We start from the raw sequence: 25,780 nt of genomic DNA on the forward strand, positions 1-25,780 counted from the left end.
AAATATCCTTTTTATTTTTTACTTCAATATTTTTCTAATACCGTTTTCATCACGAAAGGATATTACGTCATCAAGTTCTAATTGTTCTATAGCTTTATTTACTGCATTATAACCAAGTCCAAGTTTTCTTTGTATGTATGAAACAGAAGTTTTTTTATCATTAAAAACTATGCTTTTAACCTTTTTGTAAACCATTTCTTCGTTTTCATTTGTAGATATTTTTTCAGAAGTATTCACTGTTTTATCACTACAAAGAGAATTTTTATCAAAGTTTAGTGTTTGTATAAACTTCATAAACTCTATCACATCCTTCATTGTATTCATTTCTCATCCTTTCTCTGAGAGTGAGTTCACATGTTCTATAGTTGATGGCAATAGGTCTATCCATTCAAAATACAGAGAACCACAAGAAGACTCTATACCATTATCATCTTTTTCGATTGTATACCTAGCTCCATTAAAGTATTTTGATATATATGTTTTCCCATAAGTTAAACCACCACTTGTTTCACCAATATATTTTAAAGTCCTTACACATTTCCGACGAGTGAAAACAGAGTTATAAGAAGGATCTACTTCACATATCATGTCTTTTGCTTTACTGCTCATATAGAATGTTGTATCTTGGTGCATTTGTCTATAAAGAGCTTGAATCAAGGTATAGTCTTTATTAAATAGCATGGTACTTTCTACATGTTTTTCAAAGATCGAAATAATCTGATTGACTCGCTTATCTATGGAATCAACTTTTTTATATCTAATAGAATCCCATATGTTCATGTACTTTTCTTCTTTTTCAAAACCGAGATAGTGATTTAAATTATTACTCATTTGAACCCTTTATATTCTTCATCTGTGTCTTCATCAAATGAAACTGCAAATTTCATATCTGGCCACTCTTGTTTTAATTTTTCATAATTAAATACTTTAGTGCCTAGTCTATGGAATGTGTTGCTAATCATTGCATATGGAATTTTATTTTCTTCTAACTTATCCATTAAATCCATTGCTTTTTTAAATGACAACTTATGTTCTTCTTTCCAAAACACTTCTTTTGCTGATTCATAAGGCATTTCATAGTGGTAAATCCAAAAATAACGCTTTTTTAATTTTGGATTTTCAATTATATTTGTAGAACTAATTCTTGTGCCTATCCAACCAAGGGTAGACAACTGTTCTTTTAAATATTCCTTGGTAACTTTTTCTGGACGTGTCATATCAGTTTCCTATTTGTATTTTTTACACGATTCCATGAAGTATCTAATTTTTCTAATCCATCCATCGAGGATAAAAAACTAGGTAGTTGATTCATATGGTTCCACGATATGTTTAAGCTTTTCAGCGAGAGTAACTTTGCTATATCAGGAGGAAGCTTTTCTATATGGTTTGATGATAAGTCCAATGTATGCAAGTTAAATAAGTTACCTATAGATGAAGGGATAGACGATAATAAATTTTTTGAAATATTTACAGACTCTAAATGAATTAATTTTCCTATAGAGTTAGGAAGATATTCAATTCCTTTTCCTGATGCATTGATGCATTGTAAACTTATTAAAGCTTCTTCGTAAGTTTGATAGTTATGAGTATTACAAATCTGCATAACATCAGTGACATTATATTTGTCTGCCCACTCTAATACTTCATAAACCCATTGACTGTTTAAATCACTGTCTGTGATTAAATTTTTTATTTGATTTTTTTTCATTTTCTCTCCTTTGTCTTCACATACAAATCAGCTTCGAAATAATTTCGCGAAAGATGGTAAAAATGGGATAAATTTGTAAATTCATATAATTATGTAACAATATGAATCATTTATGAAGCTAAAAAGTATATTTATAGGGTCAAAACTGTGCTTAAACATGACTTGTAATGAAGAAGTTGGAATATTTTTATAAAACTATAAGGTCCTCTCAATAAACACTTATATTTGGAACAAGTAAAGCTGTTATAAATCTTGTTCCACAAAGACCTGAATTTTGGAACAACAACTTTTTTGCTCCAAAACTTACATATCAAGAGAATAAACGTAAAAATTTTACTTTGAATCGAAAATCACAAAAGATTCGTATTCTAGGTTGTGATATAATTCAAAATACTGAAATAGAGGGTTTTGATATTATGACTTATGGAGAATATTATTACCGTGTTAAGTATGATATGAAACTTGTAAATGGAAACTGGGTATCAAAACCAGCTTATATGAAAATCCCTCGAAGAATGTCTAGAAAAGATGCTGCCATTTATTACACTGAAAAACTTAGAAAGTATTGGGACAATATAAAGGAAAATAAATAAGTATTTTTCAAAAAAGTTCCAAAACCTACAGGTTTGATAACTCTCAAATTACACTCTACCATGGTTCTTTTATAATAACTTGTGAAGGTCTATTATTTTATCTTTTGTTTATTTAAAAATATTTTTTCACTGGCGATTGTGTGGTTAACTCTTGGCTTGCACCAAAAACTGTTTTGTTTGGAGTGTGGCTTTGAATTATCAACTCTTCTTAGTGAGCAACCTTCTTCAAATAAAGTAGATGTATCATTATGAAAATTTTTAAATTCTTTCCATTCGGAGCAAAGTACTCCTTTTTCTTTTAATGTTTGCCACCTATTGTAAAGTCTGCTATCACATAATCCATGCTTTATTTTATTAACACTAAGATTTTTATCTCTACAGTACTGGCATCCTTTAGTATTACCAGATAGTAAATTAGATGATGAGACTATAGATGATTTTTTACATTTATTGCAAATCACATTCCACATTGCATGCGTATTATTTACATGACTAAATTCCTTAATCAATAAATTCCCAAAAGTTTTATTGGTTAAATCTTTTCTTACACTCATATTATATTTCCTAAAAATTGTATGTATGTCGTGCTTAGGCATTTCTTTTATTATAAACTATTGTACTGAAAAACTACTCGCTAACCTATTTAATATTAAGGATAGGCTTGTTCCTAAAAGAACAGATTTTTGAACTTAATCAATTTTTTAATTATAAAGTTTGAAGATGAAAATACTCGATGATGATTTGCTTAGTTATAAGATTAAATATTATGTATAATTACCTTATTCCGTCCAGTATCTTTAGCTTCATACAATGCTTCATCAGATACTTTAAGAAGTGCATTTATATCTATACTTTTACCATAGGCTATACCTAAGGATACTGTATATTTTAAACTTATATCATCTACTTTTATTTCATTATTTTCAAAATTACTACGTATCTTTTCAAATAAATGTTTTGTATCCTCTAGAGATATATCTTCAAGTAAAATACAATATTCTTCTCCACCAAACCTAGCCACTAAATCAGATGTTCTTAACGTTTTGTCTAAAATTATTGCTATTTCTTGAATAGCAACATCTCCAACATCATGACCATAAGTATCATTCACATTTTTAAAAAGGTCAATATCCAAGGTCGCTACGGCTACTTCTTTATCTTTACGTTGATTTTTATTAAGTATTGCTTTACTAGATTCAAAGAAGTATCTTCTATTATAGGAACCTGTTAAAAAATCTTTATTTGCTAAATCCTTTGTTTGCTTGAAAAGTTCTAGGGTGTCTAAGTTTGAATGTACTCGCACATTTAATTCTTCAAATTTATGTGGTTTACTTATAAAGTCATTTGCACCTTCTTTAATGAAGTCCGATAAAATATTGAGTTCTTCTGAAGCACTAAGTGCAATAATTGATAAAACATCTTTATCATACTTTTGTCTTAACTTTATTGTTAGCTCAACCCCGTCCATATTTGGCATATTGTAATCTGTCAAAATCAAAGAAATATTATTATCAGGATTATCCATAATAGCAAGAGCCTCTTTACCATCTTCTGCTTCAAGTACATTAATACGTAGTTTTTCTAAGTCAGTTCTAAAGGCATTTCTAGAGACTTTAGAATCATCCACGACAAGAGCTGTTGTTTCATAATTACGTAAAACCTTCTTTACAAAATTTGATACATACTCGATACTATTCATAGAGTCTTTTTTAGTGTAATCTAAAACATCTTTTTTTAATAATAAAGCTTTTACATCATCATTATCGACTGTTGATAAAACAATAGTAGGTATTTTATGTGTACTTGTTAATAATACTGCTTGCCCTGATTTACAATCTGGTAAGTTTAAATCAACAACAGCTACATAAATATCTTTATGCTCTTTTCTAATAATCTTACTAGCTTCAGTAAAAGTTTCAGCTTTGAGTATCTCAAAATTATGTACACACTTACCTGCAATACATCGAAAAATTTCACTTTCTAAAGCATTTAAAATTGTTTTACTATCATCTATTAATAATATTTTAATTGTTTTTTTCATATATTCTCATAATCACAAGATTTTTACTACTATCATTAGTATACAGCTTAAATGTTTAATGTTAAATTTTTCATGCGATAAAAAGTTTAAATACCTCTAGGTTTTGGAACAACTATTTCGCAATATTGAAAAATGAAGGAAAAGTTCCAAAAGGTACTGGTTGTGGAGATTTCTAGACCATAAAATAAACTGTGTAAACCAACTTATTACCCATTAATCACTTGGTATTTTAGGATATATATGGCAGTTCCAGTATTCTGAGCTAAATTATGATTATATTACATCTTTATATTTATCACGTATAGCTATAAACTTCTCTTTATTATCTAAAAATAAATCAGCGAGTTTAGGATCAAAGTGTTTTCCTTTTTCTTCTTCAAAAAGATTAAAAATACGCTCATCATCCCAAGCTTTTTTATAACATCTATCACTACCCAGTGCATCAAAGACATCTGCTATTGCAGTGATTCTTCCATAAATATGAATTTTTTCTCCAACAATAGCATTTGGATATCCAGAACCATCCCATTTTTCATGATGACTATACGAAACCATCGCCGCAGCTTTTAAAATTGGTCTTTTTGATTCTTTTAATATGTTATATCCTATCTTAGCATGACTTCTCATAACTATCCACTCATCATCATCAAGTTTACCAGGTTTTTTAAGTATGCTGTCTGGAATAGCCACTTTTCCAATATCGTGCATAGGTGAAGCTGAATATAATAATTCTGCTTTTTCAGTGCTTAGACCTGCTAAAAGTGCTAAAGTTCTTGAATACTCTGCTACACGTTTTACATGGAAACCTGTCTCTTTAGAACGGCTCTCTCCAACTTCACCCATTTTATGAATAATCTCTTTTTGAGTATTCTCCATCTCTGTATGCATATTGACTATGTCAGTTACATCATGTCTAATAGCTAGGTATTCAGTAATATTTTCATTATTATCAATAATAGGAATTATTGTACTTTCTACGTTATAAGTACTTCCATCTTTTGCTCTATTTTTAAGTTGTCCATGCCACACTTTACCATCAGTTATCGTTTTCCATAAATCTAAATAAAGTTCTTTAGGATTATCTGGATGTTTAACTAAACTATGTGATTGCCCAATTAGTTCTTCTTTAGAGTAGCCTGATATTTCACAGAACTTATTATTCGCATAAGTGATTTTTCCTTTTGTATCTGCACGAGATAGTATATTGCTTTCATCTATTGCTCTTTGATATTCTTGTGAAATCTTATATGCTTCACTAAAATTATCATTTGATATATTAAGGTTTGTTTCTAACTCTGATTTGATATTTTCTAACTCTGTAATATCTGTTCTGATACCGATATACTCTACTATATTGCCATCATAATCAACTATTGGATTAATAACAGTATTTACCCAATAGTAGCCACCATCTTTAGTTTTATTTTTTACTTTTCCAAACCATGGTTTTTTATCTTCAATTGTTTTCCACATTTCTTCAAAAGTAGATTTAGGCATATCAGGATGTCTAACCATATTATGATTTTTACCAACAAGCTCTTCTATTTTATATCCAGAAATGTCACAAAATTTATCATTCACAAAAGTTATAATTCCTTTTGTATTTGTTTTTGAAACAATACTACTTCTGTCTACTGCATCTTTATAATCATTAAGAATTTGTTGTCTACAAAGTATATCTCTATTTCGTCTGTCAGATTTAATTTCAATATCAGCTTTTAAAATAAGTTCTTCTGCATTAAAAGGTTTGTGTATAAAATCAGATGCACCTGCTTTTAAACTATCTCTAACAAGTTCAGCTGTACTAGAACCTGATAACATAATAACAGGTATGTCAGAAAAATTTTTGTTTTTTCTTATTCTTTTTAAAAGTTCCAGACCATTTATTCCAGGTAACTGCATGTCTAAAATGATTAGGTTTACATGATGAGATTCTAACTTTTCCAATCCAACTTCAGCACTTATGGCATGGATTATATTGTAGTTTCTTACTCCTAAAAGCTTACCAATATATGTTTGTAAAAAACTAGAATCATCTACAACAAGTATGTTGCTGTTTTTATTAAGTTCTAATTCTTTAATTGTTTTGCTTATATCAGATACACCACTATTAAAGTATTTATCCTTTACTATATAGTCTAAAATACCATTTTTAAAAAGGTCTTCTCTTTGTTCAACATCTGTTTCTGCAGTTAGAATAATTATTTTTGCTTTTGTTAGATACTCAGTTTCATCCAGTAGTTTTAAACCTGAACCATCAGGTAAATTTAAATCAAGTAAAACAAAATCATATTCTTTTAGCTTTACCTTATCTGTAGCTTCTTTTACAGTAAATGCTTGGTCACATGAATAATGAAACCTTGATAATGTCTTTAGTACAGAATTGTTAATAAATTCGGTATCTTCAACAATCAATATTTTATATTTTTCATTACTGGGTAATTCAATTAGAGTATCACAATTTAGCATTTTAAGTCCTAATTTATCTATTCGCTTATTTTAAAATAAACTTATCACACTTATATAATATTATGATATTCTATCTTTTATAACTTAAAAATAATTCATGTAGTTTATTTATTTTTTTTAAAACTCTGTAAATACTGTATTTAGTGCTATTATCTAGTCTACCAAGTTAGCTACAGTATTCGAAGCCATACTAAATTTAAACCTCATAACCTCTAAGTTTTGGAGCAAATTTTAGTAACGGAAATATTGTTCCAAATAGAGTTGAATTTTGGAACAATATTTTATGGGCTACTTCTTTTTAGCTACATCTTTAATAGCTCTATAAATCGTATTACGAGCAACATGAAAAAACTTTGAAAGCCATGCAACAGACTTTCCTTTTTCGTGCTGTTTGCATATGACCTTTTTATCCTTGAAAGATAAAATAGCTCTTCTTCCAAACTGAACACCTTTTCTTTTTGCAGCCTCAATACCTTCTTTAACACGTTCATTTATTAAATCACGTTCAAACTCTGCAATAGCACCTAACATGGTAAATAATAATCTTCCTGCTGGTGTTGTAGTATCAATGTTCTGTTGAATGACTTTGAGATTAACATTTTTATCTTCTAAAAACTTAGCAATATTCTGAAGGTCTATTACAGACCTTGCTAATCTATCAAGCTTTGTAATAAATAGGATATCTCCCTCTCGAACGAAATCCATCATGACATTAAACTGTTGACGATCAGCTTTATTTTTACCAGATTTTTTTTCAGAGAAAATCTTTACACAGCCAGCATCTTTAAGTTGATCAATTTGATTCTCAAGATTTTGGCTGGAAGTTGAAACTCTTGCATAACCTACATACATAATAAATCCTTTTTATTGAACTTACTATTTATCGCATATATTATGAAGAATTGTAAAGGGTAGGTTTGCTCCACAAGGTACAGGCTAGAAGAATATAAATATTGTATTTATATGTCAAACTTCTTCCAATACTCTCTAAATTTAAGTGTGTAATATTTATCGGCCTCTTCTCTAGACATTCTAATTGGTATCTTTATATTTGGCTTATTAGCCTTCCATACACCATCTTTTAATTTCATGTCATACTTAACTTGATAGTGATACTCGCCATATGTCATGTAAATTCCTATAAAAAAATTCAGATGAATTATAACATTTCTCTATTATTTACAATTGTATCTGTCGTTATATGTATTTTTGAACAATTATACTTGCTCCACAAAGTACAGGTTTAGTAACTGTCTAGTTTATAAGGGACATTCCACATCATTGAAATCTATAGAAATACCTTCTATTGTAAGGGTTAGGATGACAAAAAAATATGCCATAAATGCTTATGCAGCATGTGATGGAGTGTTAAGTGATAAAAAATTGAATAGATTGGCAAAAATAATCACCAATATGCAATCAATGGAGAAGCAAATCACAAAGCTCTCAAAAACAAAAGTAAAGTTGCTATAGATGCAAGTCTTATCAAGAGCTAAGCAAGTAAAAGTGGGCTTGTGGAAGGACAGAGTAGAAGAAATAGAGTGTTTAGATGAAGCTAGGAATGAATAGTTTATTTATGAAGAACTAATTTACCATAAGCTATGATATTACTACTACTAAAACAAAAGATATGTGTGAATAATATGAGTGATATTACAAAGGAAGACAGATGAACATTGATATAGATGGTGATAACATTAATTTAGAAGAGTCTCAAGAAGATTTACAACGGATGAAAAACCTTTATTATAATAATGATATAGATGCAGACAAGATTGACTTAGATAAGTATTCAGAAGATTTATATAAATTTTATTTTTTTCTTACGAAGCGACATTATCCAGATGAAATATTTCAAGTTGAAGGTATTAGTGAGTCGGAACTAAGAGAGATAACAGAAGAAAGTATAAAAAATAATAAAAAGGATATCTATTATGCATTTAAAGTTATAAAAACACTTCAGAATGCTGCTAGAATACTAGAAGAAGAAGCTTATACTCCTGAAATGAGAAACTATTTTGCTGTTACATATAGATATTTATATGAGTGTTTTTCTTTTGATAGTGCAAATGAAATTGATGAAAAAGAGTATGAACTATTTAAATATAATTTCAAAGAATTTAATGATTCGCATGAGGGTATATATTTTTAACAATATCAAAGGCGAATTTAATTATAAAGTAACGAAAGAGCCTAAGAAAGAGAGTGTAAATCTAACTGTGTAAACCCACCTTCTATTCCTAAACTACTTACAGGTTGTGGAGCTGTCTAGTTTATAGGGGACATTCCACTTATCTCTATCTTGAAACTTGTCTGGATGATTTAAATGTGCAGCTTTTTTGTATGCTTTTTTTAATTGCAAAAGTGTGTAATCGTGTGATAAACTAAAAAGTACTAAACTCCTTTCTAGTTGAGTGTTTATATAGTTTTTGAACTCATCTTCAAACGACTGCTGTTGTTCTTGAAACTGCTCTTGCTGACTTTCTTCATATGAGTATCTTGTTTTTTCATTTTTTTGTTCACCATTAATTTTAGTATTTAGCTTTATTGAGTTGTATATATTGTCTAAAACAAAAACTAGCACAAGTAAAAATATAGATAATATTAAAAAACTTTTGTGTGCAAAAAGGTAGTTATATGCAATCAATCCAAGTAAAACAACTATCGTTACTTCAGGAATATGATAAGTTCTTTTCAAAAAATGTTTATTATATATTGCATGAATAAAAATATATGTAACACTAAGTAAAGATAGAATGTTTACTTTCTCAATAAATAGCTCAATCTCCATATAGGTAAGTATACGAAAAATAATAGCATTTAAGAATAGTATTATATATATTTGCATGATTACTCCTTTTTCTTGGAAGTAAGTTTATTAAATTTATATGACACGTTATGTCACTGAAAATATTCTAATTTTTCCCCAAATAATTTTTATCTGTTGTCTAGTTTATTAGAGGCTGTATATTTTTTATCTAGAATATAATAGTATTTCCTTTTGTTTGTTGCAACATTTAGAATAATTGCTCTTTTGTACCCATCTGGACGACTATATATCCATCCAAGTGGCAATGGATTATCCATTAAGTTTTGCCATCTCATCTGAGCTAGCACTTTTTCTTTGTTTGTCAAAAATATTGGTTTTGCAAGAGACTTTTTATTTTTATGTATAAACTCAAAAGTATCAAGTGAATTTTCCATATGATTCGCATATTCATAGTTATGCAGAATATTGCCTAAAAACTCATTGCACTTTGTGTCACCAATTTTATTTTCAAGTTGACGGATATTTTGCATTGCAGCTATAAGTTCAACATTCATTTCGCGAAATAAATCTATATACGGAATATTATTCTCGCTTACACTCCTTTGAAATTCATCAATAAAAAGTGTAATAGGCCTTGAGTTATCTCTAATAAGTAGTCTTTTATAAAGTATGTTCATAACTGACAATGTAATGTTTTCATCAAATGAATCAGCACGTAATATAACAATACTACCTCTCTCAAGTAGTTTTTTCAACTCAGTATCTCCATCAAGACTAATTTGAGAAAAGTTTTGTAAAAGACTTCGCAACGTGAACAACACACCTCCAGAACCTGCTGCAGGGTTGTCTTGGTCAATATCGGAATAAAACATTTTTATATTTTTAGAAGCTGCGGAAAAATCATTTGCAAACTGAGCTATTAAATATAAATCGTTTTTACTTATTCCATATTTATACATATTTGCTATGTTTTTAATCTCTAACATTCTGCTTATTTTTTCACAGGCATCAATAAATTCCTTTACAGAAGAGTAGGATGACAGTATTTCATTAATTGATTTGGGATTAAAAGTATAATTAAACTGAATGTTTTGTTTGTTTCTAAGTAATTCCTCCAGATTTTTACCTATTGAAAAAACATCGTATATCTGACCTGCAATATTAAGCGCCGATGATATCCAAAACCTATCTTTTGTTTCTCCGTGAACGTTGCTTAGTGTGTCCAGAAATAGAGATCTAGAAATATTTTCAAATATATTTATATTATCTCCCCATGGCACTCCAATTTCTTTGACATCTTTAATTCTTCCATGTTTACTTGCTATTGCTTTTACATGCGAATGTAAATTTCCTTTAATATCAACTATCAACATCCCATAATTTTCTTGAATTCTATTAGATATATTAGGCAGCATAAATGATGTTGTTTTTCCACATCCTGTCTCACCAATACATAATGCATGTCTAAAATCATTTTTAACTATTGGTGTTTCTTCTGGAGTACTCTCTTTAATAAATCCTGCCATATTCTGTCCTTTTAGAGGTTTAATATGGATATATTACAGGATATGGATGACAATATTTGTCATATGTTATATATTCGAACTAGTATGATCTATCTGTTTGAACTGCTCCTCTTCTGAAAGATCTTTTATATATATTAAATCAGGATTTGAACGATATGGGCTATTAAGTATGGACGCCTTAGTCTCATCGGTTATTTCATTATAAATCTTTAAGTTTTTTGATCTAACGAGATAGTTGTAATTCTGTGATTTTAAATCTTCGTTAAACTTTTCCGCAACTTGTGAATCAATACTATCAACGTCAAAAAGAGATAAGTTGTTGAGATAAATTTTTTTCTTAAACTTATCCGCTACTTTTGAATCGACGCCATGCGCGCCATTACGTGAATGTGTGATTTTAAACATATCGCCATCCGCAATTTTCCATTTCTGCAATTCAGGGCCTATCAAGGCCAATGAAATAGAACCAATCAGGATAAACATCACGTGTCCAGTTTGATAATTGTAAAGAAATTTCGAAATTGGTCTTGCAACAATTCCACCAACGACAATCACAAATAAAAAGTATAAAGGCACTGCAACAACTATCTCAAAAATAAATTCTAAAAAATCCCAAAATCCATGAATGTGACTAAAGTCTTCAATCGTAGAACTTATAATAGGAAGTAAAGTAACAAAAAGAAACGCTAACATCATTTTCGCACTATATATGTTTCTCAAAATCAACACAACAAGCGTAAAAACAATAAGGACAAGCAAACTTGGTAAAAAGGTTTGAGGCGTCAGCACAGATAAAAAAAGCGCCATACCCACATATAAGAACAAAGTTCCAGCTACGTAATTTATTCCATAAGACACTATGTTACGCTCTTTATTTAAAGGCAAAAGCAACATGGTGTCTTCGAAAAATTTAAACAGATAGCTCACTACCGTTACGGATATCACGCTTGTAATGACGCCAAACACCATTGAATACGTTTCAATATCATAATATACGCTTTTATTCACATAAAAAAACGCAATCAGGAAAACAGATACAAACACTAAAATAGAGACGAACCACCTAAGTCTTAAAACATTTTTTATCAACTCCAATTCATCATGAAAAACAGCCAAATATCTAATAAAAAGATTTCCTAATGAAACCAACAAGATGCCACTTACCTGTAAAAAAGCCCAAACAGAAAAGGATATTTCGGTTATAAATTCTATTACATAGTATGTTTTCAATATATTCAACCCAATCATTACCATCAAAGGAATAATAAATAAATATATTTTTAAAAAAGGAAGTTTAAACTTTAGCTTCGTTTTGTTAAACACAATAAATGTATAAACACTATTTATCACAAGTAAAGCAATGGAAACATATTCAGAATAAAGCAATACGGTATAGTCGATATTTACGTTAAGACCCGTTTCTACGCTTTCAGAAAATCTATTTAACGATATGAATATAGTTGGAATAACAAGCAATAGTCCCCAACCAAGAGCTGGACCACCATATACCAAAAGCGCTATCATTATTATAGATATAATAAGGTACTGTATCTCCATCTTAAACGTCGTGTCAAATGATATTGTGCCGGCATACATACTAAAAGAAAACCATGCAAACATTACCGCTAAATAAACTAAGTTAACTTTTTTTAAGAAGCTGCTTGCATGCATCTCATTGTTTGCAATAGTAGTAAAATACTTTTCTCTCTCTAAATCGGTTACTTTCATGCTTATAGATCTACCTTATAATTTAAATGTTTGAATTGATTTTTTTTGTTGTGTTTGTGTAGTGTAACGAAGAGAATTACTCTTCGTTGTTCGCAGGAACTTTTTGTCTAGCAAATTTTTGTTTTAGGTTCAAAAATTTTTCTTCTAACAAGTCGATATTTCTCTTTATAGTCTCTTTTATTTCAGAAAAATCTTTATGTATAAGATATATAACTATGAAAACTGGTATTAGCATCATTAAAAACACAGTTTTAGATATCCAAAAAACTAGTCGAAAAACCTGTTTCACTGATACAAAAAATCCGGCAGAGGTACCTGTATTTAAACCTATAGTATTGTTTCGACTTTGTTCTTCCCTAACAGCTGCGTCTTGGGCCATTATAGCGCTTTCTTCGGCATATCTCTGCTCTGCTTTTGCTTCTTTTATCTCTCTGTTAACCTTATCTATTTCTTCTGCTTCAGCATAACTTACACCTTTAATGATGGCAGTAAGGAATATGCTAGCTGACTCAGCAACGACATAAACTCCAAGCCAAGCAATACCAGCAGTCAACCAATAAAACCAGCGTAATATTTCATGCCTTGCAAAAGGAGATAATGCATACGCAACAGATCCAATTATAAGTATTCCAACATATACTATTAGCCATTTGTCAACGCCATCAATAATCGACTGGGTTCTAATCCCTATTTCTTTTGTACTCATTTTATAACTACTCCTGTTCCGCCGCTGCTATGTGCATCTTTTTCAATAGCTCTGTAAGCATCATCTCTTGACCTGAAACTTCCAATTCCCGTCCCGCCTCCAAAAGTTCCTCTCTTCGCTCTATACTCACCATTGTAATACTCTATTGAGTATTTGTCGTTTGGTATTGAACCATTTTTACAACTTACATTAAATGTTTCTGTTGCTGCCATTTTATATCTCCTTTTTTATTTTTGTTTAACGATAGTAATCAGTTTTAAAGCCAATTAATATTAATTAACGTCAATTAAAAGTATATATAAAAAATATAACAAAATATGTTACAAAAAGTCACTAAAAATCATTCCTGTTATTAATATTATTTATATTTAGAATTTCAAGCTAAAACTGTACTTCTCATTAGAGTTGATTACATACTTACCTTTTAGCTGTGCTGTAGATAAGTTTTGAATGAGAAAACTCCCAAGAGATTTATTATGCTCGCCATATCCAGTGCCATTGTCTTTGTATACAAACACGTTGCCATTTTCTTCATTTAAACTAATAGAGATTTTTGGATTTTTTATGTTTACAAAAGCATGTTTTATTGAGTTTGTTATAAGCTCATTGATTATAAGAGCCAATGGAGTAAGTTTTTCAACACTTAAAGATATACTTTCTTCACAATGTAGAGTAAATTCTATCTCTTTATTCAACGCTCTGTACGGCTCAAGCATTGTCTGTAAATACTCATACATGTTCACTTTGCCAACAAGTTTGGAGTTTTGAAGGTTTTCATGTATGAGCGAGATGCTACGTATTCTGTTTATCGTATGTTGAAGATACTCTTTAACTTCAAGCTCTTTAACTCTACTTTTTTGCAGCGACAAAATACTAATGACAGACTGCAGATTATTCTGAATACGATGCGAAAGTTCTTTAAACAGAAGTTCATTTTGTCTTAGTTTAAAAATGCTCTCTTTATGCTTGTAAGAGACTGCAAATGAGAAAAGAGTCGCCTCCCAAAGAAGAAAAAATTCGACAATATAAGTCATGTTTGGACTTAAACCAACAATGTTGAAGTAACTTAAAAAAGCGATAATTACGGAAACAAGTATGCCAATAAAACTCAGAAGATAAAAACGTGCATATACTTCTTTTTTTACTAAGCTCAAATAAAAAGAGCTTACTAAAAGAAGTAAAGCGAGTAAAATAACATAGACAATGGCAACATTAACTATTATACTATTTGTGTTCGTTATCGGAAAAACAGAGAGTGCAAAAAATAGCAAAAGTATATATTGCAAATATTTAATGTAACGCTCTGAATCTGAGTAGATTTTGTCCAAGTCTAAAAAGTTTTTACTAAAGGACAAAAGCGCCATAGTCGCAAACAAAAAAAGTCCGACTGGAATACTCTGCAGACTAAACTCAAGAAGAGTATCATCAAACATTCCAGAGTAAAAGAGCATAATGACAAATACCAAAGTATGAAATAAAAAATAGTCCGCGTAGATTTTATCTTTTATGACAATGTAATATCCTAGATTGTAAATGACAATCATGCCAAACGCACCGAAAAATAAAAAATCTAATTGATCATGTTGTAGCTCAAAAGAAGCTGCATTTGCATAAACAAAACATAGTAACAAGCCTGAAAGTATTTTTAACATTATCTTACCTTTATAGAACTATTATTGTATCAAAAGTGTTCCAAATTTGAATCGTTTAAGTGTAAAGTAACATTGTGACAAAAAAAGTTACATTTTTTTATATAAATTAAGTAGAATCAATATATGAAAATTTTGATTGTAGAAGACGACTTTTTGATAGTCGCACAGATTCGAGAGTGTTTAGAGCGACTAAACCATGAAGTTATAGCTACATTTGACGATGCCAATCTAGCTTTGGCGTTTGTAGAAAACAATAGACCGGACTTTGTTTTTATGGATATCGAATTAAACGGTCCGTTAGATGGCATACAGTGTGCCAATGCTCTAAGAAACAGATACTCTATTCCATCCATATTTGTAACTTCACACCATGAAACTGACATTTTAAACGAGTCAATGGCAGTAGCTCCCTTGAACTTTCTGCCAAAACCATTTGAAGATAGCAACATAGAAGCCGTTGTCGCTCTTGCCGCCATAACTCTAAAACTTAATCCACTTAACGATACTCCAAACATCGTTCAAATACAAGAGTATGAATTTAATTTTGAATATGATTCATTAAAAAAAGATGGTCAAATAATAAAACTTACGGATAAAGAGCTACTACTTGCTTCACTTTTGTTCAAAAATGTTGGAAACATTGTAAGTAAAGAAGAGATAAGTAAATATGTCTATGAAGGCGATCTAACTACAGATAGTTCTCTAAGACGACTTGTCAGCAGAACAAGAGAAAAACTTCCTGGACTCAACATTCAATCAGAATCAAAACAGGGTTATTTTTTAACAAAAAACAAAACAAGCAACATTAAAAGTTTGTGACAAGAGATGTCATAAACTTGATTTACAATACACTACATTTAAATAAAAAGGATATACATGATTAAACTTTTACTACTGGCTGTCGCTGTCGCTTTTGTTTTTGGGGTAATTGCATACGATAACGATAAAGTCGTCATAGACACTCAAAAAGCAAAAAGCATTATGGAAAAAAGTAAAAAAGCCATTGAAGATAACGTTGAGATAAAAAAATGAGTACTATAATATATAGCCCAAAAATAGTTGCCAATGAATTACTTCTTACTGAAGACGAAAGCATTGAATTACTTGGCGGCTTTATAGAACAAGCATACGGCTTTAAAAATGAAATCTATGAGAGCTTAGCTGAAAATGCTGAAATGGAAAATTTCTATTCTCTCACAGATAAATTGTATAGTGGAGCAAAGATCTTGTCTATTAGAAATATGCAAGAATCCTTGGAAAGCATAAAGAGCTCTACCCAGAGAGCTCAAATCATGCAATCATTGGAAATATTTTATGCACAGATTGATGAATTAAAAAATAATTTTGTCAAAGAATCAGATATTAAAATAGAAAATAAAGTCGAAAATAAATCAAATAAACATAACTTAAAAGAATCGTATTCGACTATCGAAGAAGTTGAAGAAGATGTACAAAAGATTTTAAAGATAGCCAGAGAGTCAAATGATGATTCTGACTGGAAACTGTATGCATCACTGGTATTGGATACTATGCATAAATATGATAATTTCGATAAAGCTATAGCAGTTTCAGAAGAATTTTTTTCAATTGCTAAGGATGTTTCTGTCATTTATGAATCAGCAGTAATAAATTATGCTCAAATGAAAAAAATGAATAATGAACTAGATGAAGCAATCGTACTTTACAAGGAAGCTTTAGAGCTTATGACGAAAAGAGATGCTGGTGCTGAAGCTATCATATTTGAAACAAAAATACTTATTACGATCTACATTCATAAGGGTTATATAAAAGAAGCCGAAAGCTTAGAAGAGACATACATACAGTGGTGTAAGAGAAGTTTTAGAACAAGTATATATTACTCTAAAAAGCTTATCGATTTAGCAAATGTCTATAAATATAATAAATACTTTAGCAGAGCAATTAAGCTTTACGAAGAGGCTATAGAGATTTTAAGAAACGATTCTGAAAAAATATCACATGACATGAATGCTACAACAAATAGTTATACTTCTTTATTAAGAACTCTTGCTGATTTATATCAATCTACTGATCAAAATGATAAAGAATTGAAAATTTATATAGAGCTTGCACAAGTGGTAGACATCTTGTATCAAGAACTTCCAGATGAAAATCTAGCGATCTATCTACACTCATTTATTCTTTTAGGGAATCAGTATTACATGCAAACACAATTTTATAAAGCTATTAAAGTATTTGAAAAGCGATATAGCATTACAAAAGAATTATATTCAACACATCATTTAAAAGGGAAAGATACACACCTGCAGAGTATATCATTTTTGGCTAAAGTATACAGAGGTTATCAAATGCCCGAAGAAGCTGCAATGTTAGAACAAGAAGCAGCTGAAATTTCTACTAATTTCACAGAGTGAGTAAACAAAAGTGTCTTGACTTGGGAGAGTGCTAAATACTGCCATGAGAGTTTTTTTGTCTTGATGCTTTTAGAAGAGAACTAAAAGCTATGTGGCACTTTTACTTAGTCCATCTTTGAGCATTTTATGAATCATTTTTACTTCACCTTGAAGTAAATATCACTTGCTCCATAACCAACACAGGTTCTCAAAACAAGGTCAAGAAGGACTAAAGCCGATGGAGCTAGTCCTTTATCCTCGGACTTACTATGTGAATAAAGCTCTTCTCTTGTTTTTTTTATCAATTCTTTTACTGCATGCTCAAGTTCAAGTCTAGGAAACGAAGATTCAATCTGTTCTCGTGTTGCTAATACTATCTTGACTACTTTTTTAGGAAAAAATCTCTGCATTGCTTCTAAATTTATATGATCGTTAAGCGCAATGGTTACACTCATATCATCTCGAGATATTGGAATCGCTCCATATTTCTTTAGTTGTGCTGCTGGTATATTCTTGCTCGAGCTATAATTTACAGATTCTAAATCAAAATCAAAAAATGGTATGCCTAAGAGTTCTGCCAGTTTTTTTAGCACATCTTTTCATTAATATACTCATGCTTATCTATAACTGATAAACTATAGACTCCACTCTCAATATTTTTGGCTATGAATTCAACTAGAGTGTCTGTGGTCAAAAAACCAATTTTGATTAGAGTTTTAATAATTAAATCTTCTTTAAAACCCTTTTCTCGCAACCTATTGACTTGTTCATCTATAACGATGCCTTCAGAAAGTAAATCTTGTAAAATTATGTTTATGTTAGTTGTCATTGTATTTTCTATATTATTAATTTAAAAAGATTTTTACAAAAATCTCATATTTCTCTCTATCAAAAGCATCTTCTGAATCTCTCAATGTCATATAACCATCATGTAGTTTTACTATTTCTTCTTGATACTTTTCAGCTAGTTTTTCTTTGTATAAGGCTATGAGCTTTAAAGCCAACTCGTCTAAGTCATCAATAGCGATGCTATTTCCAAGTCTCTGCTCACACTGATACCATTTAACAAATGGATAGATAAACCAAATAATTTCATCCTTTTGATGAAAATCAATTATCTCAAAATATTTTGAAAACAGTTGTACTGCTTCTGTATAGTTTGTATTTTTGGCTTTAGTAGTGGCCAGCCCCTGTAGTACATCTATATAACTATATTTCTCTTGCGGGTCTATTTTGTAAAGATATTCTAGGACTTCAAGCCTCTTTTCTTCTAATAACATCGTTTCATCGAAATGTTTTTGATCATAGTGCATTTTGCCTAGATCAGTTAAAGCTTTTAAGTAATACTCTGCACATTTTTCAGGTTCTGTTTTATAAAGCTCCTCCAGGATATTAAGACTCTTCTCTTGGAGTGTTATTGCTTCGTCTAGACAGTTTACACATTTGTATGAATAGCCTAAATTGTTTAGAGCCATTGAATACCTCAATACCCAGTTTTCAGAGTCTTTTTTGTAAAGCTCTTCTATGAATGCAAGACTCTTCTCATATAATGGTATCGCTTCATCAAACCGCTCTTGTTCCACGTAGAAAACACCTAGTAGATTCTGTACTCTAGCGTAAACCACTGTCCAATGTTCAGGGTCTGTTTTATAAAGCTCTTCATGGATTCTAAGACTCTTTTCCTGTAGTGGAATCGCTTTATTGAAAGATTTTTGATTATAGTATGCATCGGCTAGAGCATTTAAAACTATTGAATACGTATATACCAATTTTTTTGGATCTGCTTCATAAAGTTCTTCCAAGACAGGAAGAACCTTCTCGTATAATGCTATTGCTTCATTTTGACGATTTACTTTTGTGTATAAATCAGCTAGATCACTTTGGGTACGTACATAATCCTGATCTGCTATAGCACATTCTTCATAAATTACAATCTTCTTCTCTTGCGGTGCTATCGCTTCATCAAAGCGCTCTTGTCGCTTGAATAAATCTGATAGTGTACTCAGTTCCATGGTATAAGGCATCATCCATTTACTATCTGTTTTATAAAATTCTTCATAAATTACATTCTTCTTCTCTTGCAGTGCTATCGCTTCATCCAAACGGTTTTGTCTTTTGAATGAAATTGCTAAAGAAGTTAAATGTTTAAGATACTCACTTTCCCATTTTTTTGGATCTATTTGGTAAAGCTCTTGAAGGATTGCAAGTCTCTGCTCATCTAACGCGTTTGCTTCGTTGAAACAGTTTACTCTACGATATGCAATGGCTGTCTTTCTTAAACTACTAATGTAGTCCATTGTACATTTCTCAGGATCTTTTTTATATAGTACTTCATACAGAGCAAGGCTCTTTTTATGGATTGCAAGGCTCTTTTCATGGATTGCAATCGCTTTATCCAAGCGGCCTTGTTTATCGTATAAAGTGACAAGTTCATCCATAGTCTTGGTGTAATCATCAGCCCATTTGAGAGGATCAATTGCGTAAGAATCTTCAAGGGTCTTTAGCCTCTCTTCTTGAAGTAATATCTCTTCATCAACAGATATTAGCTTAATATTTTTAAGTTTTTCAATCACTTCATAAAATTGGTCCGTATGCGTTACAAGAACGATTTTGTCTTTGGACTCTTTTACTGTCTTCATAGAAGCGACAGCGTCTTCAATCATTAAGTTTTTCGCAACGCCCAGTAGTTTATCTGAAAGTATGGAAGCACTTTCAAAATCATCCTCTTCGATAGATCTATAGAGTTCATCCTTAAACTCTTCTGCTTTTGCAATAAAGTCTCCAACAAACTCTAAAATCAAGTCAAGAGGAAGGCCAAGCTCTTCTGCTGCAATATTTGGATTGTAAATATAAGTATCTGGGTCGGATTGCGGTTTTATAGCTTCTGAGGTTTTTTTCGACATAAAAATATCCTTCTGTTTATGGAATTATTGTTCATTTTAAAAAGTATATCAAAAGAGTAAGATAATAGCCAGAGAGTCAAATGATGATTCTGACTGGAAACTGTATGCATGATTTAGTTCATGCTCAAAATCATTCACTCAAAAAGACTTTAACAAAAATCTCATATTTCTCTCTATCAAAAGCATCTTCTGAATCTCTCAATGTCATATAACCATCATGTACTTTTACTATTTCTTCTTGATACTTTTCACCTAGTTTTTCTTTGTACAAGTCTATGAGCTTTAAAGCCAACTTTTCTAAGTCATCAATAGCGATGTTATTTCCAAGTTTCTGCTCACACTGATACCATTTAATAAATGGATAGATAAACAAAATAATTTCATCCTTTGGATCAAAGTCAATAATCTCAAAATGTAAGGAGAGAATCTGTTACTATTGGTACCTTAAAGAGCAAAAGTAAGAAAACTTGTTTTATTACTCTTCAAAAACGGGATTATTGATAGTATAGTAACTAATCTTAAAATAAAGGGAATAAAATGGGAAAAGCAACTTGTCCAAACTGTGGGAAAACAGAAATTATATACGAATGTAAATCATGTGGGAAAGTTCAGTGTTCGTCGTGTTCGTCGAGTCATGGTTTCAGTAATCACTGTCTTAACAAAGGTAGTATTTGTAGTCCAAGTGATGGTAAAGGTTTTTTAAAGCAAATTAGTTAAAAAGAAAAGAATTAAAGGTATTAGAATCCAGTTCTTTTACCTTGCTACTATAAATATGTTAATCCTAATAAAGTTCTTCCATATCCCTCATAAATTTCAGTTATTTTATTTCAATAATTTGTTTATTTTTTTCTATAACACTATGTGCTTTTTAAGTATCTAAGACTACTTTATCGTTGTCGTAAGTAATAACTAAAAAAACAAAGCTACACGACAGCTAGTAGTATAAATTTTATGTAGTGGAATGTCCCCCTATAAACTAGACACATTTTAATTCAATAAAATTTCAAAAGCTCTTGTATTTGGAACAGTTTTTAGTAACAGAAAGAATGTTCCACAAAGAGTTGAATTTTTGAACATACTCCAAAACATACAGGTTATTGAACTTACATTAAACTTTTTTATAATATTAACACTATGTAGAAAAATCGATACATCATTTTTTATCAGATACTTTAAGATTTATACATGGTTTAAGTCTTTCAAAGAGTTGAAAAGTTATTGTTTTTCCATTTTTTTCACAAGTGATTTAAGCTCTTTACTACGTAATTTTAAAAATTTATATTGCTTTTTTGCGTTTTCTATATTATTATCAAGCATCAATTTATGAATATCATCAGCAATTTCATGTACTTCATGATGTATTGCTTGAAGAAATGGATAGCTTTCTTTACTACCATGCCTAGTTCTTCCCGCTCCTTTATACCATTTTGAAAACTGACAAATGGCTTCTGAAACAGGTATTTCATTTAAAGTTCCAGTTAGAAACTCTTTAATTTCTTTCATCCACATTTGATGACTAAATAATGCTACATTTATACTATTCTCACCTTCAATGTCTTTATACTTCATCATATGTTTCCATAGTTTATTACTTTTCCAAGAACTTATCCAATCTTGAATATTATCAAGTGGCATAGGTTTGGCTATGCCATACCCTTGTGCATAATCACTACCTAAATATAGTAACATTAAAGCTATTTCAAGTGTTTCGACACCTTCTGCAACAACAGGTCTTTTGAGTGCTTTTGCTAGTTGAATAACACCTTCGACAATGTCAAGATCATCAGAGTTTTCTATCATATCTATAACAAAATTTTGATCTATTTTTAAAATATCGATTGGAAGTCTATGGAAATGTGTTAGTGAAGAATAGCCTGTTCCAAAATCATCAAGTGAAAACTTGACACCAAGATTTTTACATTTATTCATAACATGGACAACATTTGTCAAATCAGTAACACCAGCAACTTCTAATATTTCAAGTTCAAGTTTACTAGCGAATTTATTTGAATAAATAGATAGTGCTTTTTCCAAATAATCAGCAAATCCTTGAAGTTGAATATGTCTTGGTGAAATATTAACGCTAATTGTATATGTATACCCATTTTTGTGCCAATTATTTAATACAGCCAAGGCCTCTTTAATAACCCATTCACCCAAGGCTATCTCTTGAGGTGTATTTTCAATAATATGAATAAAAGAAGCGGGATACAACATCCCTTTTTCAGGATGATTCCATCTTGATAGAGCTTCAAATCCTATTATTGAACTATCATAAAGGCTGACTTTTGGTTGGTAGTGTAAAACTACTTCTGACCTGCCTAAAGCATGTGAAAAATCTTCAAGTAATTTTTCATTTTCTTGTGAATCTATATTTTCTATTGGAGTATATATGATGTAATTAGATTTTCCTATCTCTTTTGCCCGATACATAGCTTGATCAGCATGTCGAATTAGAGTATCTGTATCACTATTGTCAATTGGATAAATCGTTGCACCAATACTGCAAGAAATATGAATACGGTTTTGATCTATTTCAAATGGTATATTTGCAGTATCAATTAATCTTACTAGAATCTCTTTTAGCTGTTTTTGTGATTCAAAACCTGATAATAGTAATATAAATTCATCACCACCAATGCGTGAAATCGTATCACCTTCTCGTAAATGTTCTTTAAATCTTTGCGCAAATAATTTTAAAAGTTTATCTCCTGTTTCATGTCCAAATTTATCATTAATCGGTTTAAATCCATCTAAGTCTAAATAACATATCGCAACTGGTTGTTTTGTTCTATTCGATAATGCTATTGACTGTTTTAGTCTATCGGTCAATAACTCTCTGTTTGGTAAACCAGTTAAAACGTCATAATAAGCCATAAACTCTATTTTGCTTTCAGCTAAAAGTCGTTGGTGGTATTCATATGCTATATTCGATATTTTTTCAACAATTTCGACATCTTTTTGAGTGTAATCACTCTCCTTATTCCCAACACCAACAATCGTAACAACTTTTTCATTTTTAAATTGAGGTACTGAAATGAAACCTTTTAATGGAGCATGACCTTCTGGAAGACCCTTTTTATGAGGTAAAGATTCATAATCATTATAAATGACAGCTTTTTGTTGATGGATACAATCTACCCAAACACCAGCTTCACTAATAGGATAGTGAAAATCAGCTCCCTCTGCAAAACACATTTTTTTAAGTGTATTTGTAGACCATACTTGCAGGGATACATGTTCTTGATCATCATCTACAAAATGGAAAAACCCTATTTTACTATTTGTGATTGCTTCCGCTTCATCTAAAGCAGTTTGCAAAAGAAGCTCTTTTGCAACATTATCATGTACTAAATTTGAAAGCTTTAATCTAAGGTCTGAAAGTTTTTTATCCAAATTTCGTTCTGTAATATCACGTAGTAAAGAGAAAAATACACCATTTTCTATTTTGGCATAACTGACAGAAATCTCGAGATCTATTAGAGTTCCATCTTTTTTATAATGAGAGGTTTCAAAAAGTCCACCTCCATTCTTAATAATATTTTCAAGATTTTTCTTTATATATTCTTCATCTTGAGTAGCTTCAAATGCAGAAATTTTGCTACCTATGATTTCATCTTTACTATAGCCACTCATAAGGCAATATGCTTCGTTAACATCAAGAATAGTTTCAGTACTGTCAACCATCCAAAAACCATCTTGGGCTGATTCTAAAAGAGCTATATATTTGTTACGTTCTTTATGAAGAGAAGTAGTTAAGTTGTTTGTTTCTGTAATATCTACAAATGTACCATAGACAAAATTATCTTTTCTGTAGTATCTTACTTCACACCATTTTAAAGAACCATCTTTACAAGTAATTTTTACATTGAAAGGTTCTGAGTAACATTTCCCTTGAGCCTCAGTTTCATTTATTTTTTCTTGCCAAAGTTGTAAAACTTGATTTCTATATTGTCCATCAGGATAAGCTTTTAAAAACCATTTGTCCATTGTATCAATATCAGATACTTCCCATCCGAACATTTCTATCAAGAATTTATTAAAACGATTAGGCAATTTACCCGTAGTATCGTTTCTAGCTATTCCAATAGGAAAATCATCAATAAATTCGTTTAAATAGTTTGTGTCGAGAATCATATACTTAACTTCCTGATATTTATATGCCTAAATTATATTAAAGTTATCTATCTTTTAACTTTAAAATCGTTTCAATAGTACTAGGTTTTGGAGCAGTTTTTAGTAACAGAGAAGTTGTTCCAAATAGCATTGAATTTTTGAACATGCTCCAAAAGGTACAGGTTGAGTAACAAATATTTATTTCAAAGTATTCTTGTTTTTTATGGAATTTAGATACAATTAAATGACTTTTGTTGGAAAGGACTTATATGTATAGGTTTGTAATAATATCATTTTTAGTAGTCATTCTCGGTGCAAACGAGCCAATATTATCTTTACCATTGACTGAGCAACCAATCTCTGATAAAGTAAAATTGGGTAAGAAACTTTTTTTTGATACAAGATTATCAAAAGACAATACTATATCATGTGCAACTTGCCATCCAATTCATATGGGTGGTATGGATAATCTAGAAAAATCTTTTGGTGTAAATGGTGTGGAAGGTGATGTAAACTCCCCTACAGTTTTAAACAGTGGCTTTAATTTTGTACAGTTTTGGGATGGTCGAGTACGAACTCTTGAAGAACAGGTGGAAGGCCCATTACACAATCCAAAAGAGATGGCAACAAACTGGCCTGAGACTACAGAAAAACTACGCAAAGATCAACAATACAAAGAACTCTTTCAAAAAGTTTATAATGATGAAATAACAATCGATCATATTAAAAATGCTATTGCCGAATATGAACGATCACTGATAGCACCTGGTAGATTTGATCGTTTTTTAAATGGTGATACAAAAGCTATAAGTAAAATAGAACAAGAGGGCTATGAATTATTTAAAAGTTACGGGTGTTCATCATGTCATCAGGGTATTAATGTAGGTGGAAATATGTATGAAAAACTTGGTGTATTTACACCATACTTTTATGATAGAAATATCACTAAAGCTGATAAGGGACGCTTCAATGTAACTAATGATATAGTCCATCTTCATGAGTTTAAAGTACCATCATTAAGAAATGTTGCTAAGACCTATCCATATTTTCATGATGGGTCTGTTAAAACACTTCAAGAGGCTATCAAGATAATGGCTAAACATCAAGTAGGTCAATCTATTTCGGATGAGGATATTGAAAAAATAGTTAAGTTTTTAAATACTCTTACATGGGAAAAACTTGAAAAGTAGGTTTGT

At 30.6% G+C, this 25,780-nt stretch carries 27 protein-coding genes; 7 read left to right on the plus strand and 20 right to left on the minus strand.

Annotation, left to right across the window (positions count from 1 at the left end; translation table 11 throughout):
- Window positions 1-18: 18 nt before the first annotated feature.
- The 4 genes from SMGD1_RS09995 to SMGD1_RS10010 are packed head-to-tail and all read right to left on the minus strand — an operon-like array spanning window position 19 to window position 1,708.
- The gene (locus tag SMGD1_RS09995; protein WP_008335708.1) at window positions 19-324 is read right to left on the minus strand and encodes a DNA translocase FtsK; all 306 of its coding nucleotides are present in this window, start codon (window positions 322-324) and stop codon (window positions 19-21) included.
- A 3-nt stretch (window positions 325-327) separates the two neighbouring features.
- On the minus strand, window positions 328-831 hold the full coding sequence (locus SMGD1_RS10000; protein WP_008335890.1) for a hypothetical protein: 504 nt from the start codon (window positions 829-831) through the stop codon (window positions 328-330).
- Window positions 828-1,217, minus strand: coding sequence for a hypothetical protein (locus SMGD1_RS10005; protein WP_008341260.1), 390 nt, complete (start codon window positions 1,215-1,217; stop codon window positions 828-830). The genes SMGD1_RS10000 and SMGD1_RS10005 overlap by 4 nt, the downstream gene beginning before the upstream one ends.
- A complete protein-coding gene (locus SMGD1_RS10010) occupies window positions 1,214-1,708 on the minus strand; it encodes a leucine-rich repeat domain-containing protein (RefSeq protein WP_008335496.1) in 495 nt (164 codons plus the stop codon). Before SMGD1_RS10010 ends, SMGD1_RS10005 begins: the two co-directional genes overlap by 4 nt.
- Window positions 1,709-2,046: 338 nt before the next feature.
- Here SMGD1_RS10010 and SMGD1_RS10015 point away from each other — a divergent pair, with 338 nt between their 5' ends.
- Entirely contained in the window at window positions 2,047-2,301 is a 255-nt protein-coding gene (locus SMGD1_RS10015) for a hypothetical protein (RefSeq protein WP_039919947.1), read from the plus strand.
- Between the two features lie 92 nt (window positions 2,302-2,393).
- Here SMGD1_RS10015 and SMGD1_RS10020 read toward each other — a convergent pair whose 3' ends face one another.
- The 5 genes from SMGD1_RS10020 to SMGD1_RS14750 all read right to left on the minus strand — a co-directional run bounded on the left by SMGD1_RS10020 (window position 2,394) and on the right by SMGD1_RS14750 (window position 7,941).
- Entirely contained in the window at window positions 2,394-2,855 is a 462-nt protein-coding gene (locus SMGD1_RS10020; protein ID WP_008341261.1) for a hypothetical protein, read from the minus strand.
- 203 nt (window positions 2,856-3,058) lie between these two features.
- A complete protein-coding gene (locus SMGD1_RS10025) occupies window positions 3,059-4,342 on the minus strand; it encodes a GGDEF domain-containing response regulator (RefSeq protein ID WP_008337035.1) in 1,284 nt (427 codons plus the stop codon).
- 273 nt (window positions 4,343-4,615) lie between these two features.
- Window positions 4,616-6,811: a response regulator gene (locus tag SMGD1_RS10030; RefSeq protein ID WP_008336859.1), complete on the minus strand. Its 2,196-nt coding sequence runs from the start codon at window positions 6,809-6,811 to the stop codon at window positions 4,616-4,618.
- 288 nt (window positions 6,812-7,099) lie between these two features.
- A complete protein-coding gene (locus tag SMGD1_RS10035) occupies window positions 7,100-7,663 on the minus strand; it encodes a recombinase family protein (RefSeq protein WP_008335272.1) in 564 nt (187 codons plus the stop codon).
- 107 nt (window positions 7,664-7,770) lie between these two features.
- Window positions 7,771-7,941, minus strand: coding sequence for a hypothetical protein (locus SMGD1_RS14750; RefSeq protein WP_008335947.1), 171 nt, complete (start codon window positions 7,939-7,941; stop codon window positions 7,771-7,773).
- Window positions 7,942-8,131: 190 nt separating this feature from the next.
- Here SMGD1_RS14750 and SMGD1_RS14755 point away from each other — a divergent pair, with 190 nt between their 5' ends.
- Entirely contained in the window at window positions 8,132-8,284 is a 153-nt protein-coding gene (locus SMGD1_RS14755) for a hypothetical protein (RefSeq protein WP_008336311.1), read from the plus strand.
- Between the two features lie 196 nt (window positions 8,285-8,480).
- Window positions 8,481-8,963: a hypothetical protein gene (locus SMGD1_RS10040; RefSeq protein ID WP_008335433.1), complete on the plus strand. Its 483-nt coding sequence runs from the start codon at window positions 8,481-8,483 to the stop codon at window positions 8,961-8,963.
- 93 nt (window positions 8,964-9,056) lie between these two features.
- Here SMGD1_RS10040 and SMGD1_RS10045 read toward each other — a convergent pair whose 3' ends face one another.
- The 6 genes from SMGD1_RS10045 to SMGD1_RS10070 form a co-directional block, all read right to left on the minus strand.
- Entirely contained in the window at window positions 9,057-9,659 is a 603-nt protein-coding gene (locus tag SMGD1_RS10045; RefSeq protein ID WP_008335354.1) for a J domain-containing protein, read from the minus strand.
- Window positions 9,660-9,748: 89 nt separating this feature from the next.
- A complete protein-coding gene (locus tag SMGD1_RS10050; protein WP_008336947.1) occupies window positions 9,749-11,107 on the minus strand; it encodes a type IV secretory system conjugative DNA transfer family protein in 1,359 nt (452 codons plus the stop codon).
- A 66-nt stretch (window positions 11,108-11,173) separates the two neighbouring features.
- Window positions 11,174-12,835: a hypothetical protein gene (locus tag SMGD1_RS10055; RefSeq protein WP_008335629.1), complete on the minus strand. Its 1,662-nt coding sequence runs from the start codon at window positions 12,833-12,835 to the stop codon at window positions 11,174-11,176.
- A gap of 76 nt (window positions 12,836-12,911) precedes the next feature.
- Entirely contained in the window at window positions 12,912-13,541 is a 630-nt protein-coding gene (locus tag SMGD1_RS10060; protein ID WP_008335715.1) for a hypothetical protein, read from the minus strand.
- Complete coding sequence (locus SMGD1_RS10065; RefSeq protein ID WP_008335386.1) at window positions 13,538-13,753, minus strand: hypothetical protein; 216 nt, start codon at window positions 13,751-13,753, stop codon at window positions 13,538-13,540. Before SMGD1_RS10065 ends, SMGD1_RS10060 begins: the two co-directional genes overlap by 4 nt.
- 156 nt (window positions 13,754-13,909) lie before the next feature.
- Window positions 13,910-15,193 carry a 7TM diverse intracellular signaling domain-containing protein gene (locus tag SMGD1_RS10070; protein WP_008335436.1) on the minus strand — a complete coding sequence of 428 codons (1,284 nt, stop codon included), beginning with the start codon at window positions 15,191-15,193 and terminating at the stop codon, window positions 13,910-13,912.
- Between the two features lie 123 nt (window positions 15,194-15,316).
- Between SMGD1_RS10070 and SMGD1_RS10075 the strand changes: the two genes are divergently transcribed.
- From SMGD1_RS10075 to SMGD1_RS10080, 3 genes are read left to right on the plus strand one after another with little or no spacing between them, the layout of a single operon-like run.
- The gene (locus tag SMGD1_RS10075) at window positions 15,317-16,012 is read left to right on the plus strand and encodes a response regulator (protein WP_008335400.1); all 696 of its coding nucleotides are present in this window, start codon (window positions 15,317-15,319) and stop codon (window positions 16,010-16,012) included.
- 57 nt (window positions 16,013-16,069) lie between these two features.
- Window positions 16,070-16,225, plus strand: a complete 156-nt coding sequence (locus SMGD1_RS14760) for a hypothetical protein (protein WP_008336158.1) — start codon at window positions 16,070-16,072, stop codon at window positions 16,223-16,225.
- Complete coding sequence (locus SMGD1_RS10080) at window positions 16,222-17,586, plus strand: tetratricopeptide repeat protein (protein WP_008336008.1); 1,365 nt, start codon at window positions 16,222-16,224, stop codon at window positions 17,584-17,586. Before SMGD1_RS14760 ends, SMGD1_RS10080 begins: the two co-directional genes overlap by 4 nt.
- A 137-nt stretch (window positions 17,587-17,723) precedes the next feature.
- On the opposite strand, the gene SMGD1_RS10085 is transcribed toward SMGD1_RS10080, so the two are convergent.
- From SMGD1_RS10085 to SMGD1_RS10105, 5 genes are all read right to left on the minus strand, one after another.
- Window positions 17,724-18,158, minus strand: a complete 435-nt coding sequence (locus SMGD1_RS10085) for a GspE/PulE/PilB domain-containing protein (RefSeq protein WP_008335286.1) — start codon at window positions 18,156-18,158, stop codon at window positions 17,724-17,726.
- The gene (locus tag SMGD1_RS10090; protein WP_008341269.1) at window positions 18,152-18,394 is read right to left on the minus strand and encodes a hypothetical protein; all 243 of its coding nucleotides are present in this window, start codon (window positions 18,392-18,394) and stop codon (window positions 18,152-18,154) included. The genes SMGD1_RS10085 and SMGD1_RS10090 overlap by 7 nt, the downstream gene beginning before the upstream one ends.
- Before the next feature lie 16 nt (window positions 18,395-18,410).
- Entirely contained in the window at window positions 18,411-20,468 is a 2,058-nt protein-coding gene (locus SMGD1_RS10095; protein ID WP_008336165.1) for a tetratricopeptide repeat protein, read from the minus strand.
- Between the two features lie 130 nt (window positions 20,469-20,598).
- Window positions 20,599-20,841 (minus strand): hypothetical protein, encoded by a 243-nt coding sequence (locus SMGD1_RS10100; RefSeq protein ID WP_008336201.1) that lies wholly within the window; start codon window positions 20,839-20,841, stop codon window positions 20,599-20,601.
- A gap of 842 nt (window positions 20,842-21,683) precedes the next feature.
- The gene (locus SMGD1_RS10105) at window positions 21,684-24,605 is read right to left on the minus strand and encodes an EAL domain-containing protein (protein ID WP_008336797.1); all 2,922 of its coding nucleotides are present in this window, start codon (window positions 24,603-24,605) and stop codon (window positions 21,684-21,686) included.
- Window positions 24,606-24,853: 248 nt separating this feature from the next.
- Here SMGD1_RS10105 and SMGD1_RS10110 point away from each other — a divergent pair, with 248 nt between their 5' ends.
- Entirely contained in the window at window positions 24,854-25,774 is a 921-nt protein-coding gene (locus SMGD1_RS10110; RefSeq protein ID WP_008336518.1) for a cytochrome-c peroxidase, read from the plus strand.
- Window positions 25,775-25,780 lie beyond the last annotated feature (6 nt).

Source organism: Sulfurimonas gotlandica GD1, from assembly GCF_000242915.1.
Taxonomy (GTDB): domain Bacteria; phylum Campylobacterota; class Campylobacteria; order Campylobacterales; family Sulfurimonadaceae; genus Sulfurimonas; species Sulfurimonas gotlandica.

Excerpts from the sequence above, each read along its gene's own strand:
- SMGD1_RS10020 (WP_008341261.1), bottom strand. The coding sequence starts at position 2,855 with ATGAGTGTAAGAAAAGATTTAACCAATAAAACTTTTGGGAATTTATTG.
- SMGD1_RS10010 (WP_008335496.1), bottom strand. The coding sequence starts at position 1,708 with ATGAAAAAAAATCAAATAAAAAATTTAATCACAGACAGTGATTTAAAC.
- SMGD1_RS10090 (WP_008341269.1), bottom strand. The coding sequence starts at position 18,394 with ATGACAACTAACATAAACATAATTTTACAAGATTTACTTTCTGAAGGC.
- SMGD1_RS10095 (WP_008336165.1), bottom strand. The coding sequence starts at position 20,468 with ATGTCGAAAAAAACCTCAGAAGCTATAAAACCGCAATCCGACCCAGAT.
- SMGD1_RS14760 (WP_008336158.1), top strand. The coding sequence starts at position 16,070 with ATGATTAAACTTTTACTACTGGCTGTCGCTGTCGCTTTTGTTTTTGGG.
- SMGD1_RS10025 (WP_008337035.1), bottom strand. The coding sequence starts at position 4,342 with ATGAAAAAAACAATTAAAATATTATTAATAGATGATAGTAAAACAATT.
- SMGD1_RS10110 (WP_008336518.1), top strand. The coding sequence starts at position 24,854 with ATGTATAGGTTTGTAATAATATCATTTTTAGTAGTCATTCTCGGTGCA.
- SMGD1_RS10055 (WP_008335629.1), bottom strand. The coding sequence starts at position 12,835 with ATGAAAGTAACCGATTTAGAGAGAGAAAAGTATTTTACTACTATTGCA.
- SMGD1_RS09995 (WP_008335708.1), bottom strand. The coding sequence starts at position 324 with ATGAATACAATGAAGGATGTGATAGAGTTTATGAAGTTTATACAAACA.
- SMGD1_RS10005 (WP_008341260.1), bottom strand. The coding sequence starts at position 1,217 with ATGACACGTCCAGAAAAAGTTACCAAGGAATATTTAAAAGAACAGTTG.
- SMGD1_RS10040 (WP_008335433.1), top strand. The coding sequence starts at position 8,481 with ATGAACATTGATATAGATGGTGATAACATTAATTTAGAAGAGTCTCAA.
- SMGD1_RS14750 (WP_008335947.1), bottom strand. The coding sequence starts at position 7,941 with ATGACATATGGCGAGTATCACTATCAAGTTAAGTATGACATGAAATTA.
- SMGD1_RS14755 (WP_008336311.1), top strand. The coding sequence starts at position 8,132 with ATGACAAAAAAATATGCCATAAATGCTTATGCAGCATGTGATGGAGTG.
- SMGD1_RS10065 (WP_008335386.1), bottom strand. The coding sequence starts at position 13,753 with ATGGCAGCAACAGAAACATTTAATGTAAGTTGTAAAAATGGTTCAATA.
- SMGD1_RS10050 (WP_008336947.1), bottom strand. The coding sequence starts at position 11,107 with ATGGCAGGATTTATTAAAGAGAGTACTCCAGAAGAAACACCAATAGTT.
- SMGD1_RS10035 (WP_008335272.1), bottom strand. The coding sequence starts at position 7,663 with ATGTATGTAGGTTATGCAAGAGTTTCAACTTCCAGCCAAAATCTTGAG.
- SMGD1_RS10105 (WP_008336797.1), bottom strand. The coding sequence starts at position 24,605 with ATGATTCTCGACACAAACTATTTAAACGAATTTATTGATGATTTTCCT.
- SMGD1_RS10030 (WP_008336859.1), bottom strand. The coding sequence starts at position 6,811 with ATGCTAAATTGTGATACTCTAATTGAATTACCCAGTAATGAAAAATAT.
- SMGD1_RS10045 (WP_008335354.1), bottom strand. The coding sequence starts at position 9,659 with ATGCAAATATATATAATACTATTCTTAAATGCTATTATTTTTCGTATA.
- SMGD1_RS10070 (WP_008335436.1), bottom strand. The coding sequence starts at position 15,193 with ATGTTAAAAATACTTTCAGGCTTGTTACTATGTTTTGTTTATGCAAAT.
- SMGD1_RS10000 (WP_008335890.1), bottom strand. The coding sequence starts at position 831 with ATGAGTAATAATTTAAATCACTATCTCGGTTTTGAAAAAGAAGAAAAG.
- SMGD1_RS10075 (WP_008335400.1), top strand. The coding sequence starts at position 15,317 with ATGAAAATTTTGATTGTAGAAGACGACTTTTTGATAGTCGCACAGATT.
- SMGD1_RS10080 (WP_008336008.1), top strand. The coding sequence starts at position 16,222 with ATGAGTACTATAATATATAGCCCAAAAATAGTTGCCAATGAATTACTT.
- SMGD1_RS10060 (WP_008335715.1), bottom strand. The coding sequence starts at position 13,541 with ATGAGTACAAAAGAAATAGGGATTAGAACCCAGTCGATTATTGATGGC.